Origin of the sequence: Clostridium chromiireducens (assembly GCF_003575225.1) — a bacterium.
GTDB classification, from domain to species: Bacteria; Bacillota; Clostridia; order Clostridiales; family Clostridiaceae; genus Clostridium; species Clostridium chromiireducens.
The window spans coordinates 705,345-720,947 of record NZ_QXDJ01000003.1; the positions used below are offsets into that span (position 1 = coordinate 705,345).

General features: G+C 29.9%; 16 protein-coding genes. 3 read left to right on the forward strand and 13 right to left on the reverse strand.

The genetic code is table 11. The features are described 5' to 3' along the window. Window positions 1-139: 139 nt before the first annotated feature. From nifK to D2A34_RS14810, 12 genes are all read right to left on the reverse strand, one after another. Window positions 140-1,504: a nitrogenase molybdenum-iron protein subunit beta gene (gene nifK, locus D2A34_RS14755; protein ID WP_079441751.1), complete on the reverse strand. Its 1,365-nt coding sequence runs from the start codon at window positions 1,502-1,504 to the stop codon at window positions 140-142. Continuing rightward, the gene (locus D2A34_RS14760) at window positions 1,504-3,105 is read right to left on the reverse strand and encodes a nitrogenase component I subunit alpha (protein WP_079441750.1); all 1,602 of its coding nucleotides are present in this window, start codon (window positions 3,103-3,105) and stop codon (window positions 1,504-1,506) included. Before D2A34_RS14760 ends, nifK begins: the two co-directional genes overlap by 1 nt. Window positions 3,106-3,122: 17 nt before the next feature. Then, a complete protein-coding gene (locus D2A34_RS14765; RefSeq protein ID WP_079441749.1) occupies window positions 3,123-3,506 on the reverse strand; it encodes a P-II family nitrogen regulator in 384 nt (127 codons plus the stop codon). An 18-nt stretch (window positions 3,507-3,524) separates the two neighbouring features. Beyond that, window positions 3,525-3,851, reverse strand: coding sequence for a P-II family nitrogen regulator (locus tag D2A34_RS14770; RefSeq protein WP_079441748.1), 327 nt, complete (start codon window positions 3,849-3,851; stop codon window positions 3,525-3,527). Window positions 3,852-3,945: 94 nt separating this feature from the next. After that, complete coding sequence (nifH, locus tag D2A34_RS14775; protein ID WP_079441747.1) at window positions 3,946-4,767, reverse strand: nitrogenase iron protein; 822 nt, start codon at window positions 4,765-4,767, stop codon at window positions 3,946-3,948. A 568-nt stretch (window positions 4,768-5,335) separates the two neighbouring features. Continuing rightward, the gene (locus tag D2A34_RS14780) at window positions 5,336-6,265 is read right to left on the reverse strand and encodes a hypothetical protein (RefSeq protein WP_119367162.1); all 930 of its coding nucleotides are present in this window, start codon (window positions 6,263-6,265) and stop codon (window positions 5,336-5,338) included. Window positions 6,266-6,280: 15 nt separating this feature from the next. Beyond that, complete coding sequence (locus D2A34_RS14785) at window positions 6,281-6,892, reverse strand: Fe-only nitrogenase accessory AnfO family protein (protein WP_119367163.1); 612 nt, start codon at window positions 6,890-6,892, stop codon at window positions 6,281-6,283. A 105-nt stretch (window positions 6,893-6,997) separates the two neighbouring features. After that, window positions 6,998-7,963 (reverse strand): helix-turn-helix transcriptional regulator, encoded by a 966-nt coding sequence (locus D2A34_RS14790; protein ID WP_119367164.1) that lies wholly within the window; start codon window positions 7,961-7,963, stop codon window positions 6,998-7,000. 127 nt (window positions 7,964-8,090) lie between these two features. After that, window positions 8,091-9,032 carry an ABC transporter substrate-binding protein gene (locus D2A34_RS14795; protein WP_243128348.1) on the reverse strand — a complete coding sequence of 314 codons (942 nt, stop codon included), beginning with the start codon at window positions 9,030-9,032 and terminating at the stop codon, window positions 8,091-8,093. 388 nt (window positions 9,033-9,420) lie between these two features. Beyond that, on the reverse strand, window positions 9,421-9,627 hold the full coding sequence (locus tag D2A34_RS14800) for a TOBE domain-containing protein (RefSeq protein ID WP_119367166.1): 207 nt from the start codon (window positions 9,625-9,627) through the stop codon (window positions 9,421-9,423). 55 nt (window positions 9,628-9,682) lie between these two features. Then, the gene (locus D2A34_RS14805; protein ID WP_119367167.1) at window positions 9,683-9,889 is read right to left on the reverse strand and encodes a TOBE domain-containing protein; all 207 of its coding nucleotides are present in this window, start codon (window positions 9,887-9,889) and stop codon (window positions 9,683-9,685) included. 145 nt (window positions 9,890-10,034) lie between these two features. Further along, window positions 10,035-11,552 carry an ATP-binding cassette domain-containing protein gene (locus D2A34_RS14810; protein ID WP_119367284.1) on the reverse strand — a complete coding sequence of 506 codons (1,518 nt, stop codon included), beginning with the start codon at window positions 11,550-11,552 and terminating at the stop codon, window positions 10,035-10,037. A gap of 301 nt (window positions 11,553-11,853) precedes the next feature. Here D2A34_RS14810 and modA point away from each other — a divergent pair, with 301 nt between their 5' ends. The 3 genes from modA to D2A34_RS14825 all read left to right on the forward strand — a co-directional run bounded on the left by modA (window position 11,854) and on the right by D2A34_RS14825 (window position 14,476). Next, on the forward strand, window positions 11,854-12,669 hold the full coding sequence (modA, locus tag D2A34_RS14815) for a molybdate ABC transporter substrate-binding protein (protein ID WP_119367168.1): 816 nt from the start codon (window positions 11,854-11,856) through the stop codon (window positions 12,667-12,669). 77 nt (window positions 12,670-12,746) lie between these two features. After that, entirely contained in the window at window positions 12,747-13,430 is a 684-nt protein-coding gene (gene modB, locus D2A34_RS14820) for a molybdate ABC transporter permease subunit (RefSeq protein ID WP_079442443.1), read from the forward strand. Continuing rightward, a complete protein-coding gene (locus D2A34_RS14825; RefSeq protein ID WP_079442444.1) occupies window positions 13,430-14,476 on the forward strand; it encodes a sulfate/molybdate ABC transporter ATP-binding protein in 1,047 nt (348 codons plus the stop codon). Before modB ends, D2A34_RS14825 begins: the two co-directional genes overlap by 1 nt. Before the next feature lie 155 nt (window positions 14,477-14,631). Here the strand turns inward: D2A34_RS14825 and D2A34_RS14830 are convergent, their stop codons facing one another. After that, window positions 14,632-15,510, reverse strand: a complete 879-nt coding sequence (locus D2A34_RS14830; RefSeq protein ID WP_119367169.1) for a tyrosine-type recombinase/integrase — start codon at window positions 15,508-15,510, stop codon at window positions 14,632-14,634. Window positions 15,511-15,603 lie beyond the last annotated feature (93 nt).

A 15,603-nucleotide genomic window follows, 5' to 3' on the forward strand; every position in this document is an offset into this window, starting at 1 on the left:
AATTATGGTTATTTTATACATATCATTTTGATCTTAATTGCAGCATAGCTGCTATATCTTTTTTGATCTTTGTTGCAGCATAGTTGCTTTTTTATATGAGCATATCTTATTGGGTTTATACTATTTCACACGAATTTAATTACATTACTAATTCAAAATCTTCTTCCTTAGCATCTCTATCTTGTCTATCCATTAATGCACCAAGCATTAATTCTAACAATCTCATTGCACCTCTATATCCAACTGTTGGCATATATGGGTGAACATATCTATCTAATACAGGGAATCCTATTCTAACTAGTGGAATATCCTCAGCTCTTGCTATGTATTTACCATGAGTTCCACCCATTAGTAAATCAACAGGTTCGTTCTTTATTAATTGGTGTAATTCAAAAAGGTCTGAATCTTGTTTTGCAATGCATCCTTCTACACCAAATTCTTCAAATAACGCCTTCATTTGTTTATCAAATGCAGATGAAGGAGTACCTGTAATTACATATTTAGGAATCATTCCAAGTTCTAGTAAGAATTTAGATAAAGCAACTAGCACATCTGGATCTCCATATAAAGCGACTTTCTTTCCATCATAATATTGATGAGAGTCTATCATTATATCAACTAATTGTCCTCTTTCTTCTTCAATCTCATATGGAACTTCTTGTTTGCTAAATTTGCTTAATTCCATAATTAATTCATCTGTAGCTCCAATACCTATTGGCATTTTTAAAGCTGTATAAGGAACTTTATATAATTTTTCAAGTGCAGATGCACCTGCTTCAGAAGCAAAGCTTCCTAGTGCTAAAGTTTTCTCGCAGTCACCTAATTCAATAATATCTTGAATTTTTGTACCACCCTTTGGATACATTTCATATTTACCAGTCATTGGAGCATCTAATACTCCAGTTGTATCTGGCAGCATTGTGAAATCTACTCCCATAAGTTTTAATAATCTCTTTACTTCACGCATATCGCCAGGATTTACGAATCCAGGGATTACACACATTTTACCGTTTTTTACTCCAGTTGTTTCAGCTAATTTATTGATAAAGCTTACAACCATATTAGAGAATCCAGTAATATGTGATCCAACATAACTTGGAGTGTTTGCATATAATACTCTTTTTCCATCTGGAATAGTTATATCTTCAATAAATGCATTTAAGTCATCACCTATAGTTTCTGATAAACAAGTAGTGTGAACAGCAATTATTTCTGGATCATACATATCAAAGATGTTCTTTACAGCAGTTTTTATGTTACTTCCACCACCGAATACGCAAGCACCTTCACTGAATGATGAGCTAGTTGCAATAGCCGGTTCCTTAAAATGTCTTGATAAAACTGTTCTGTGATATGAACAGCATCCTTGCGAACCATGACTGTGCGGCATACATCCGTGAACTCCAAGAGCTGCATACATAGCTCCAACTGGTTGACAAGTTTTACTTGGATTAATGGTAATAGCTTTTCTTTCTTTAATTTCTTTAGGTGTTAAATCTAACATTATACTTCACCTCCATTTGTTGCTTCTAATAATGTCCCTTCTAATATCGACTCATTTTTCCATGGTGCTACAGTGTAGCTCCAAGCTGGTGTATATAAACTCATAGTTAGATCTCTACCAAAGTTTGCTGCACCTTTAAATCCTGCATAAGGTCCGCTATAATCATAAGAGTGTAATTGTCTAGATAATACTCCGCCTTTTTGTATTGAGAACTTATCTTTGATACCTGAGAAGAACATATCAAGCTTTAACTCTTTAATGAACTCTTCTGTTTCAAAGTGATTTAAATCGTCAACTACAATTGTACCTTTTTTCATGTCACGCATCATTCCTGGGTAGTATTCAAGATTAATTATCTCTTTCTTTAATTCTTCCAATTCTTCATCTGTTTTTAGTTCTTTGTATTTATCAACTATTTTTTCTACTACTAATGTTTCGATGTTCTTTAAGTCTGCATCTTCTACTATAGTTGGTATTACTTCTCTACCTTCATAGTCATCTCTGTGTGCAAATTCAAATCCAGCAATTAATGTTTCTACACCTAAATCATTTAAAAGCATTTGATAATGGTGAGATCTAGAACCTCCAACGTATAAACCTGCAGTTTTACCTGTTAATTTACTTCTATAGTATTCCATATCATCATTAATATCTTCTAATTCTTCAGCTATAACTTCTTCTGTTCTCTTTGTAAATTCTGGATCTCCAAAGAATTTTGCAATATCTCTTAAAGTTCTAACTGTACAGTCAACTCCTATAAAATCAACCTTAATCCATGCTGTACCGTATTGTATTTTCATCATTTCTGCGATATAATTAATTGAACGGTGACATTGGACAAGATTTAAATCCGCAGTGTGGGCTTTACGTAGATCATCAATACTACAATCACCAGTCATGATAGATACTACTTCATAGCCTATTTTCTTAAGGACTCTTTCGATTTCCCAAGCGTCACCACCTATGTTATATTCTCCAAGAATATTAACTGAATGAGTTTTAGGTGTATAGTCTGTAGTTCCTATTACAGACTTTATTAATTTGTTGTTTGCAATATGGTGACCAGCTGATTGTGATACACCTTTATATCCTTCACAAGGGAATGATATACATTCAATTCCATACATTTCTTTAACTTCATTTGCAACAGCTGGAAGGTCATCACCAATTAATCCAACTGGACATGTTGAACATATAAATACAGCTTTTGGGTTGAAAATATCAACAATTTCTGCAATTGCTTGTTTTAACTTCTTTTCTCCACCAAATACGATATCACTTTCACCTAAGTTTGTTGTAAAACAATACTGAATAAAGTTTCCATCACCTTTTTGTACTGCTGCTTTATTTCTTCTAGTTCCCCATGAGTAGTATCCACATCCTACTGGTCCATGAGTTAATAATACTATATCTTTTAATGGTCCAAGAACAACCCCTTTACATCCAGCATAACAACATCCTCTGTGTGTCATTACTCCAGGTATGGTTCTTCTATTTGCATCTATTTCTTGAGTTTCTTGCTCAAGTTCTAACATATGTTTTTTTCTATTTTTGTAGACTTTAGCACTATATTTGTCTAAAACGCTATCTACTTTACTCATACACTTCACCTCCGAATTTATATTGCAGTTTCACCTGCTTGTCCATCTCTAACTCTATAAACTTCCTCAACTGGTAATACAAATATTTTTCCATCTCCTGGTGTTCCAGTAGAATTTACTTCTAATACGGCATCTACAACTGCTTTAACTGCTTCATCTTTAACAACTAGAGTTATAAGTCTCTTTGGAATTAATCTTCCTCTTTCAGATAAGTTTTCACCAAATGATGTTGGTGGTAAGTTACCTGCTTCCATATATGCTTCAAGTAAAGCTTTATCTATGGACTTTTGCCCTCTTCCAAGAACTTTTCTGCAAGTAATTGACGGAAAACCGGCTTCTGCAAGAGCTTCTTTAGTTTTACTTACCTTATTCAAACGAATAATACACATAACTTCTTTCATAAAGCTATTCCTCCTAAATTATAATCCTGCTTTTCCACTACTTACAGTGTATACTTCTTCAACTGGTGCAACAAATATCTTACCATCACCGAAAGCACCTTTTTCTCCTGTTCTAGAACTTCTCATTATAACCTTAATTACATCGTCTTTATCTTCATCTTTTACAGCGATTAATAACATCTCTTTTGGCAATTCATCATAATGAATATCACCAACTTTTATTCCTTTTTGTTTTCCTCTTCCGTAAACTGCCATTTTAGTTACTTCTGGAAATCCAGCATCTAATAGTTCTGAAAGGACAGTGCTGACCTTTTCTGGTCTGATTATTGCACGAATCATATACATATCTCTCTATCTCCTTTTAGTTATATTTTGTGTTTAGATATTTTCTAACACATTGTAAATCCCCGTTTTTACCATTTAAATATGTTTCTATATCTTAGATATCCATTAAACCATATTCCATTAATATTTCTTCTAATCTTTCTTGTTTCATTGGAGTTGGAATAACAAATAATTTGTTATTTTCTATGTTTCTAGCTAAAGTTCTGTATTCATCAGCTTGATCAGCCTTTGGATCAAATTCTATAACTGTTTGTTTGTGTATTTCTGCTCTTTGAACCATGTTATCTCTTGGAACAAAGTGAATTAATTGGCTTCCAAGTTCTTTTGCAAAAGCTTCTAATAAATCTAATTCTTTATCAACTTTTCTACTGTTACAGATGATTCCACCTAATCTTACTCCACCAGTTTTAGCATATTTTTGAATACCTTTTGAAATGTTGTTAGCTGCATATAATGCCATCATTTCTCCAGATGCAACGATGTATATTTCTTGAGCTTTACCTTCTCTGATTGGCATTGCGAATCCACCACATACAACGTCTCCTAATACATCATAGAATACATAATCTAAATCTGGTGTGTAAGCACCTAATTGTTCAAGCATTCCTATTGAAGTAATGATACCTCTACCTGCACAACCAACTCCTGGTTCTGGACCGCCTGATTCAACACATTTAATTCCGCCATATCCTGGTTTTAAGATTGCATCTAATTCAATGTCGTCTCCTTCTTCTCTTAAAGTATCTAGAACTGTTTTTTGTGCTAATCCTCCAAGAACTAATCTTGTAGAATCTGCCTTAGGATCGCATCCTACGATCATTATATTCTTACCCATTTCAGCTAAAGCTGAAGTTAAATTTTGTGTAGTAGTAGATTTTCCTATACCACCTTTTCCATAAATAGCTACTTGTCTCATAATAATTTCCTCCTCTTATTTAAATGATTTTATATAAGTCCTCATGGGACGTTATAACTGATTTGTATTAATATTACAATAAAACTTATTAAAAAAAAGAATCTAATTTATTTAACTTTTCAGTTAAAATAAAGTAGACTCCTTTGTCCTTCATTTATAAAAAAAATCTAAGATAATTTAACTTCTCCATTGAGTTAAACACTTAGACTTCGTTGCCTTAATGACAGGTTTTAAGTTTTATTTAATTATTTTAATTATAATATCATGAAAGATTGATTTTGTAAACTCTTTTTTGATATTTATAATTTTGTAATAAATTGTTTTTTTAGGTTGTTTAGTTATTGAAATTATAATATCACGAAAGATTTAATTTGTAAATACTTTTTTCATTTTATAATTTCTAAATTATTTTGAGCTGCTAATAACTTGTTTCAGCTATTGAAATCATAATATCACAGAAAATTGATTTTGCAAACCATTTTCTGATTTTCTATGATTTTTTTAATGATAACGATACATTATTGATAATTTGTTAATAATATTCGTGTTTTACTTCATCAATCAAAAATCACTTATTTAGATCTCCGCTCAAAGTTAATTGCCTTTCTCCGAATCTTTTTATTTCAAATTGGTTTATATCTATGCTATATTCATATTTATTATCTATTATAACCTTATTTCCTATAAACTCTATCTTTAAAGTAATAGTATCCATAACTTCACTGCTAGAATACAATCTTATTTTTTTAGGCGAATGATAAATTTTGTCTCCATCGGGAGTAATAATTGCAATTGTATTAGTTGATGAAATAAGAGATTTAATACTTCCATCTTCATTAAAGTTTAATGAATTAGTGTCTCCATGAATTCCTATGGCATTAATATCATAAGCTTCTATTGCACCTAAAGGTGTGTTAATAGTCGTTGGCCTAAAAGGCTCGCAAGACTTAATTTTGCCGCTTTTATATAATGACACACCTATTCTCCCTACAAAATTATACTCATTAACATTTATTCTGATTCTCTCCTTAGGCCATAAAGTTAAACTTTGCAATTCCCCAGTTTTGTAAAAATGAAGAGACATAAGCTTATTTTCAATAGATGCAAACTCAAAATCGAGCTTATACACTTTTGCCAAATTATATTCGTCATCTTCTGACCAGTATCCAGACAATCTACCATCTAATAAAAATAATCGGTTCATTTGTCCTTCTTCATAAAAAGTCACTTTTTCCGCTTCAAACACTCCTATTGAAGTTTTTATACTAGCTAATTCATTTAAAGCTACACTTTTTATATTTCCACTTTTAAACACTTTTATCGGTGGAAACTCTTTTCTCCTCTCATCAACAAATCCATATAGAGGTATAAGCTTGTACCCTGAAATATCTAATTCACTTTCTTCTTCTATATTATAAGATTCCGGTTCTCCTGTTGGATAGTAACTAGCAATATTAGCATCATTTAAATCACCATATTTAGTTTTTATGATTTCCATACGATATCCTCCAATCTAATTATTAATTTTTTCTATGATAACCTTATAATCATTTCTTTTTATTTCATGTATATCCAATGTTATATTGTACTTATCCTTCCTATCTTCTAACCAAGGCGGTACATGACAACAAATCACTTCAATTTTTTTTACTTCCTCTTTTTCTAAATAAGGAATTATTGCTTTTTTAGATGTTATCTCTGGATTGATCAATTCTAATTCTTGTAAATCAACAAGATAATACCCTTGTCCAATTTTTTTCGCCACTTCCACTTCTTTCTCAGAATTTTCTTCTTCATCTATCTCTTTTGCAATTATTTCATCTAGAAAGTCAAAAGGATTACCCTGTAATTCCCAAACACTAAAATCCTCCATATAAAATACACTATAAGGAATTCCAAAAGCCTTATTTACAACAATAATCTTACAATTATCCATTTCAGGAAGTAAATTCTGATATTCTTTCCTTACTTGACTTATTCCTTTCTCACCACTTATCCTGCTAATTAGGATAACTTTTTTTACTTTCCAAACATATTTGTCTTTTGTAAATATTTTAATATACTTTGCATCTTCAAAAGAACTAATAATATCTTTTTCTTCAAGAAATACAGCTATTTCACTCATAATATCACTCCTTTAATTTAACTTTTTATAACAAAAAAAGACCCAGTAAACTTACTGCGTCTTTGCACTAATATTTGTTATATTAAATTTATACTATAACATTATTTATGTTTTCGCAAGTATTTTGCCAATATCTTTTAAGTCATACCCTCCTAAACTCTCAATTTCTTTTTTAAATTCTTCACTTTGTATTGTTTGGATTATTAATTTATATATAGGATATTTTAAATCTGATTCTCTAATAACCAAGTCATATCTTTCTTCTTGAAGCTGCACAAAATCAATGCCATCTACTTGACTAGCGACCTTTTCGTTTCCTATTCCTACATCCCCTTCACCTCTAGCAATGCTTCTAGCTACAGCAGAATGAGACTGTTTTTCAGTAGCATACCCTTTTATATGTTCTCTGTCTATATTATTTACTCTTAATTTTTCATCTAATAATATTCTTATTCCAGAACCTTTTTCTCTATTGATCATAGATATATTCTGTTTTGACAGATCCATCCACGTGTTTATTTTATGTGGATTTCCTTTTGATACGTAAAACCCTACATTTCTATAAGCTAGATTTATAATCAAACAAGATATACCAGGTAGCATTTTTCTAACAAACGCTGTGTTATATTCATTTGTATCTCCATCCCATAAATGTGCTGTTGAAATAGAAATTTTATCATTATATAAATCATAAAGGCTTGCATAACTTCCAACATTAGATCTAAGTACTCGTATATCGCTAAATTTTTCTCTTATATTTTCTGCTAGAACATCTAAAATTACGTCTTGCCCTGATATTATGATGTCGTTAGGATTTTCTAATTTCTTTATATTATTTAAGTGTTCTTCTTTTAATGATTCATTACTTACTACTTTTATGCTACTCCTATTGTTCTTAGTTATCTTTTGACTATTTATATAACTATCAACATCATCTTTATCTATTCTAAGCTTTTTCCCAACTTTATATCCTGGCAATTCTCCTCTTTTAACCAATTCATAAACAGTATTTTTAGTTATCTTTAATAATTCAGCAACTTCTATTGCTGTTAGGGATTTCTCATTATCCATAGAATTTCCCTCCTTCTATATAATATATAATTTTAACATCTAGAAGTGAGAATTTCTAGCAATTAAGCGATTTATTTTAAATTCAGCGACCTTAAAATATAAGTTTCTTTAAAATGAATTCTTATTTTTATAATCTGGAATTTAATTCCAATAGCAATTTGTTTATATCATTACTATTAATAAAATCCCATCCAATCCAGTTTAACTTATAATTATTTTCATTTAAAAATTTAATATAATCATGTGGATGTGGTAGGGATGCATTCATACATATTCTTCTCACCTCATCACTAATGAAGTAATTAACTACATTCTCAAGATTGTTAGATATGTTGCCTTGAATCAATAACGTAACCGGACTTACTATAGCTCCTTCTTCTGGCCAAACAATTTCGACATTTTTGTTATTTTTAAGAAGCTTTGCATAGAAATATGGTATGATGCTGATTGTTGGTGAATTCTTAATTCCTTTTCCTACATTTTTTATTACTTCTGCTGGGTGACCACCATAACCAACAAGTTCCTTTAGCTTCATAATTCCATCTATCCCATAATCCTTATATATTGCAAGAAGAGTCGTTTCACAATACTTACCTCTTTTTCCTCTAATGGCAACTTCTTTTTGAAACGAACTATCTAAGAGCTCTCCCCAAGACTTAGGTATTTTTCTATTATCTAATTTTGTTAAATCTACTACCATAACCAGATAATTTAATGCCATTATATAGTAATTTCCTTCTTTATCATTTAACATTAAATTATCTTTAGAATTCTTAATTTCTTTAAAATATTTATCATTTATGGCTTTAGTTCTAAAATCTTTTCTATAAAAACTATTAACACCAGAACTTATTATAATTTTCGGTAATTCTTCTTTAAGAGGTATATCTGAAGATTCATCCATCCACATAACATCATAATTAGCATTCCCTTCTATAAGATATTTAAAATCGCAACCATTTCCTAGATTATTAATCATATTATCAAACCCAATTTCAACCGGAACTTTTATAGGACAAGGTAATAATCCAAGAACATCATATTCAGACTTGTCTATAATATTTTTCATATCCAACACTCCTCTTTTTATAATAAATTTATACTAAATTTAAATAAATCTCAAATAAATTAATATATTACCTGTTTTTCATAACATAACAAAACTTAACTTAGAATTCTTTTCTCGATAATATATAGTTAATAATAAATAAAAAATTACTCTTTATTTTGATATTAATATTGTTATCAGATTAAATAAGTGTTAATATATAAACAAACATATCAAAACATAACAAAACGTAACAATCATATTTAATTCGAGTTACAAATAAATTAATAGTACTATTAATCTCGATATAAAGTTGCCATCAGTATTCTAAAAAAAGAGAATATCTCAAATTATATTTAAGATACTCTCTATAATATATTAAATTATTTGCAGTATATGTAATAGTATATTAAGCCATTACCATAACTGATGTTGCTTTAATTACTGCAGTAGCTTCTGACCCTACTGTTAATCCTAATTCTTTTACAGCATCTAATGAAATAGTAGAAGCAATAACAAGATCTTTAGATATTTCTATCTTTACTGTTGCATTTACTGCACCCTCTTTAATTTCAACAATCTTTCCAGCTAATTGATTTCTAGCACTTAATTTCATATTTGTTCCTCCTTTAAATTATTAATAATCATTTAAAAATTTTTCGTAGTTATAACTATGCCATTACCATAACTGATGTTGCTTTAATTACTGCAGTAGCTTCTGACCCTACTGTTAATCCTAATTCTTTTACAGCATCTAATGAAATAGTTGAAACAATAACAAGGTCCTTAGCTATTTCTATTTTTACTGTTGCATTTACAGCACCTTCTTTAATTTCGACAACTTTTCCAACTAATTGATTTCTAGCACTTAATTTCATAATAATTCCTCCTAAAGTTAAATTTAGTTAATATTTACAACCTCATTATAACTTAACGTATTTCAAGTTACAACCATTTTATTCATAAAATTGACATCTTTTTCTTTTATGGAATAAAATGAAAAATACTTTTCATTTTATTCCACTACTCAAAATATTTTTCCATATCCCAATCTATAGTTTTACCACCTCTTAAAGCCTCTCTAATCTCTAACATTTTATTGTCTATTTTTTTCATGATACTAAGGTTATTTCTTTCCATATCATTAGTTATAATAACTCTATATATAGCACCATTTTTTATAACTACTCTCTTATCTCCAAGTAATGCTAATATAGGATCATGAGTAGATACAAAGACGATTTTTCCTTCCTTGACCAGCAATTCTAACGCCTTGCTTCTATCTACTCCAGCATTTTCAATTTCATCAATGAGAACTATTGGTGATATACTTAAAAAAGCTGTATCCGCTATCATTAGCGCTCTAGATTGTCCACCGCTTAGCGCTGTAATTGGAACATTCGCTGTAAATTTTTCTCCTGCAAGTTCATTAGCACATTTTATTATTTTTTCTATAGTTTCTCCTAATTCAATAATCTCTCTACTTTTAGCATGGATTTTTATGAATTCTTCAACGGACACATCCATTACAAAATTCATATTTTGAGAAAGCTGGGCAACTAATTTATTATCATTTAAATTCTTTCCATTTATTTTTATAATTCTACCTGTAGGTGTATCACCATTAGCTATACATTCTATATCTTCTAGTAACCTACTCTTTCCTGATCCTGTTGGTCCAACTATACAAATTACTTCACCAGGACTTATTGTAAGATTAATTTTCTCTATATTTCCATCTTTATCATGACCACCCATAATTATTAATGATTCAATAATTGTATTTTTAGTTTCAATTGAAATATTATTCATACCAACAGTATTATTTGATAAAACTTTTGGATTACCTGTCACTTCATTAAAATTGATTCTTTTTAAATTACCTGTTTGGTAATCCTCACCAATTATCGTCTCTCCTAGACAATACGAACACAACGCAGATGGCATAGTAAATCTAAGTTTCTTACCTTCAAGTGTTTCAATTGATTTCGCTTCCATTATATTCAAACTTAATTCATATGCACCTTGTCCTGTAAGTCCATTAACATAAAGTGTCTTGGCTTTTGGATTTGCCTCCTTTACCATGAAATTAAAGACTTCCCTCTCTGCCTGTGAAACTATATCTCCTTTGGTTATAACTACTATATCAGCAAATTTAAGCATTGGCCCTATTTTTTTTGGAGTATTTGTACCAGAAAGATTATCAATTACACATACCGCTAAAACATCTTTTATATGAGGAGAGCATCTATTACATAAACCAGCACTCTCACTTATTAAAAAGTCTAAATTTTTCTCTACTCCATATTTGACACATTCATCAATATTACTAATATAAAAATGGTCCGGGCATAGATTTCCAGATAATCCAACCATAACTTCAACACCAGCTCTTTTATAAAGCACATCATCATATGTTGCAAGACAATCAAATTTTACTACACCAATTCTATTATTCATGCCTTTCAAATAATCAATAACTTTTAAAATTACTGAAGTTTTACCTGAGGACGGTGGTCCTGAAAACGTGATAAATCTCAACTTCTCATTCCTCCCCATAATTGATTTCGCCATAAACAAAAAAATCTCAAAAAGGTCATACATTTCTGTATTCTCCTCTTTGAGATTCTCAATCAAACATAACATAACACTACATTACTATATTATTATATAATCACATTTAATAATTTTTGTCAATATTCTTGACAAATTGTTTAATTATTTATTGATATATTGCATTTTTTTCAAATTAATGCTAGTATAATAAAAACCATAAGCGAAAAACAACATAACATAACTAAACATAACTATAAATAAATATTATAAAGGTGAGGTTTTATTTATGAAAAAAAAATTTGGATTTTATGCTTTAGTAACTTTAATGTTAACTACATTAATTATTGGTTGTAGCGCTACAACTCAATCGTCTTCCCAACCAAAAGAGACTACTAAGGAAACTAATTCTGAACCTGCAGTTGAATTAAATATTTCTGCTGCTGCAAGTTTGAAAGAAGCAATGACAGATATTCAAGATGAATTTAAGAAAGTTAAACCAAATGTGACACTAACAGTTAATTTTGGTGCATCTGGGTCTTTGCAACAGCAAATCGAGCAAGGCGCTCCTTGCGATATATTTATATCAGCCGGACAAAGCCAAATGAAAGCACTTGCAGATAAATCTTTACTTCTTGATAATACTAAAAAAGATTTAGTTAAAAATGACTTAGTTTTAGTTGGTCCTAAAGAAACTACAATTACTGGTCTTTCAGATTTAACTAGTGATAAAGTAAAAAAAATCGCAGTCGGAGAACCTCAGAGTGTTCCAGCTGGAAAATATGCAGATGAAGTTTTCACTAAACTTGGAGTTAAAGATGCTATATCTTCAAAACTTGTTTTTGCAAAAGATGTAAAGGAAGTACTTGCTTGGTCAACTTCTGGAAATGCTGAAGTTGGACTTGTTTATAAAAGTGATGCTTTAAGTAGCAAAGATGCTAAAATTATCGAAACTGTATCTGATGACAAGCATTCACCTATAACTTATCCAATTGGAGTAATTAAAGCTAGTAAAAATCCTGATGCTGCTAAAGCTTTTGAAGATTTCCTATTCACTGATACTTGTAAAAAAATATTTGAAAAGTATGGTTATGGAATAGCTTAATACTTATTTATTTTAGGTAATAATAATTTCTATACGAAATTATTATTACCTAAACTTACTTTTAAGGAGGACTTAATATGGATATTGATTTTTCACCTTTATGGATTTCTATAAAAACAGCTTTATTTGCAACGATTATCACATTCTTTTTCGGAATTATATTCTCATACTGGGTATCAAATTTCAAAGGAAAATCTAAAGGAATAATTGATGGATTACTTACCTTACCTTTAATTCTTCCGCCTACTGTAGTAGGTTTCTTTCTATTACTTATATGCGGAAAATACGGCCCTATAGGTAAGCTATTAGCACTTTTTAATACTTCCTTAATTTTCAGTTGGTTTGCCACAGTTCTTGCTGCTGTTGTTGTTTCTTTTCCAATGATGTATAGAACTACAAGATCTGCTTTTGAACAAATTGATATTAATATTCTATCTGCTGCAAGGACTCTTGGACTAAGTGAATTTAAAATATTCTATAAAATTGCCATTCCTCTTGCTATGCCAGGTATTATAGGTGGACTTGTTCTATCATTTGCAAGAGCTATTGGCGAATTCGGTGCCACACTTATGATAGCAGGAAATATTCCTGGAAAAACCCAAACCATGCCTTTAGCTATTTTCTTTGCAGCTGAAGGCGGTGATATGCAAAAAGCAATGCTTTGGGTTATTATAATTGTTGCTTTATCTTTATTCTTAATAATAATATTAAATTATTGGTCAGAAATTCAGCTTAAGTTAATGGGGAGGAGGAGTAAATAATGTCAATGTACATAGATATAGAAAATCATCTTTCTTCATTTAATCTCAAGGTTAATTTTGAACACCACGATGGTGTACTAGGGTTTTTGGGTGCATCTGGCTCTGGAAAAAGTATGAGCTTAAAATGTATCTCAGGTTTAGTCACACCCTCAAAAGGAAAGATAATAATCAACGATAAAACTTTCTTTGATTCTGAAAAAAAAATCAACTTAAGTCCTCAAAAAAGAAAAGCTGGATATTTATTTCAGAATTATGCTTTATTTCCTAACATGAATATTATTGATAATATTGAGATTGGCGTTTCTAATTTAAGTGAACAAGTAAAAAAAACATTAAGTAAACAATACATCGAGAGACTAGGACTCGTAGGACTTGAAAAACATTATCCTTGGCAGCTTTCTGGCGGTCAGCAGCAAAGAGTTGCCTTGGCTAGAGCTTTAATTACTTCCCCAGATATTTTACTTTTAGACGAACCTTTCTCTGCTTTAGATCAACATCTAAGAAATAATCTAGAAAAAGAGCTTATGTCAATATTAAAAGATTATAACGGTAATGTTATTTTTGTTACTCATGATATAGCTGAGGCCTATAGAGTTTGCGATAATATTATTGTATATGAGAATGGAGTATCTCTAGAAAATAGAGAAAAGAAAGCTCTATTCAAACGACCTAAAACTCTTGCGGAAGCAACCTTGACTGGCTGCAAAAACATCTCTAAGGCTAAAAAGACGGGTAAGTATACTATCCATGCTGAAAACTGGGGACATGAATATATTGTAAATAATGAGGTCCCTGATAATATTCAGTACATTTGTATTAGGGCTCACGATATAGAAATATCTGAAAATGATAATAACATAAATACTTTTGCATATCAAATTGATAATATTGTAGAGAATCCATTTGAATTTACTCTGTATATGAAACATAAGACTAATTTAAATGCAAATCTTATTGAATATAAGGTAGAGAAAAAGAATATGGTTTTTGCTAATTATGATACAGTATTTTTAACTTTCCCAAAAGATAGTTTATTCTATTTCTAAGTGTTCTACTTATTATAAAATAAAAAAGATAGAGAATATGACTCTCTATCTTTTTTATTAAGTTACATTTTCGATATTTGAAATTTTTTATACTTCATAAAAACCTATTCATTTTGTATCCTATACATAAAGAGAATCAAACAAATTTAAGTCACCTATGCTCTTGGATGAGTGTGCATATATATATAATTGATTTTATCGTTGTTTATAATTTCATAATAAGTATCCATATATGTTAGTACTTGATTTCCGAGTAACTTTTGGACTGCTCTAACATTAGCACCATTTTGAAGTAAATGAACTGCAAATGAATGCCTAAAAGTGTTTAAATTAACATCTTTGTCTATTCCAGCTTTTCTAGAATACTCTTTAACGATTCTCCAAATCCCTTGCCTTGTAAGTTTATTTCCATTTAAGTTTACAAAAAGATTAGATACTCCGCACTGTGCAATCTTATATCTTATGCTTAAATATTCTGTTAGTGCTTTGCAGGCACTCCTTCCTATTGGAATAAGCCTTTCATAATGCTTATTATCTGTACACCTTACAAAATTCAAATCAAGGTTAACATCTTCAACATTTAATGAAATAAGCTCAGAAACTTTCATTCCAGTAGCATACATAAGTTCTAATAATGCATTATCACGAATTCCTTTTGAACAGTCTTTTTCAACTACTCTAATTATTTTATCTACTTCGTCAATGGTCAAAATTTGTGGCAATTTTCTATTATTTTTTGAACTCTTATATTCTATTTTAGGAACTTCTTTAATTAAGGTTTCACTTTTTAAATAAGAATAGAAATTCCGTAGGCTTATTACTATTCTATTTATAGATCTTTCTGATTTTCCTAGGTTAATGAGGTTTTGTATATATGACATAATTGTTAATTTATCACTATTATATAAGTCTATCTTTTTTTTATTTAAGAATTTAAGATAAAGACTCACATCAGTTACATATGCATATATAGTATTTTCACTTTTACCACTCTCTAACAAATAATTCTTATAATTATTTATACTATTTATCATTACTATCTCCTATACCATTGATTATGATTAGTATTCGACAAAATTGTCAATTATCCTTTTTTAATTCACATTTTCATTTGTATATATTATTTT

Coding starts and splice junctions, on each gene's coding strand:
- nifK (WP_079441751.1), bottom strand. CDS start 1,504: ATGTTAGATTTAACACCTAAAGAAATTAAAGAAAGAAAAGCTATTACC.
- D2A34_RS14760 (WP_079441750.1), bottom strand. CDS start 3,105: ATGAGTAAAGTAGATAGCGTTTTAGACAAATATAGTGCTAAAGTCTAC.
- D2A34_RS14765 (WP_079441749.1), bottom strand. CDS start 3,506: ATGAAAGAAGTTATGTGTATTATTCGTTTGAATAAGGTAAGTAAAACT.
- D2A34_RS14770 (WP_079441748.1), bottom strand. CDS start 3,851: ATGTATATGATTCGTGCAATAATCAGACCAGAAAAGGTCAGCACTGTC.
- nifH (WP_079441747.1), bottom strand. CDS start 4,767: ATGAGACAAGTAGCTATTTATGGAAAAGGTGGTATAGGAAAATCTACT.
- D2A34_RS14780 (WP_119367162.1), bottom strand. CDS start 6,265: ATGGAAATCATAAAAACTAAATATGGTGATTTAAATGATGCTAATATT.
- D2A34_RS14785 (WP_119367163.1), bottom strand. CDS start 6,892: ATGAGTGAAATAGCTGTATTTCTTGAAGAAAAAGATATTATTAGTTCT.
- D2A34_RS14790 (WP_119367164.1), bottom strand. CDS start 7,963: ATGGATAATGAGAAATCCCTAACAGCAATAGAAGTTGCTGAATTATTA.
- D2A34_RS14795 (WP_243128348.1), bottom strand. CDS start 9,032: ATGAAAAATATTATAGACAAGTCTGAATATGATGTTCTTGGATTATTA.
- D2A34_RS14800 (WP_119367166.1), bottom strand. CDS start 9,627: ATGAAATTAAGTGCTAGAAATCAATTAGCTGGAAAGATTGTTGAAATT.
- D2A34_RS14805 (WP_119367167.1), bottom strand. CDS start 9,889: ATGAAATTAAGTGCTAGAAATCAATTAGTTGGAAAAGTTGTCGAAATT.
- modA (WP_119367168.1), top strand. CDS start 11,854: ATGAAAAAAAAATTTGGATTTTATGCTTTAGTAACTTTAATGTTAACT.
- modB (WP_079442443.1), top strand. CDS start 12,747: ATGGATATTGATTTTTCACCTTTATGGATTTCTATAAAAACAGCTTTA.
- D2A34_RS14825 (WP_079442444.1), top strand. CDS start 13,430: ATGTCAATGTACATAGATATAGAAAATCATCTTTCTTCATTTAATCTC.
- D2A34_RS14830 (WP_119367169.1), bottom strand. CDS start 15,510: ATGATAAATAGTATAAATAATTATAAGAATTATTTGTTAGAGAGTGGT.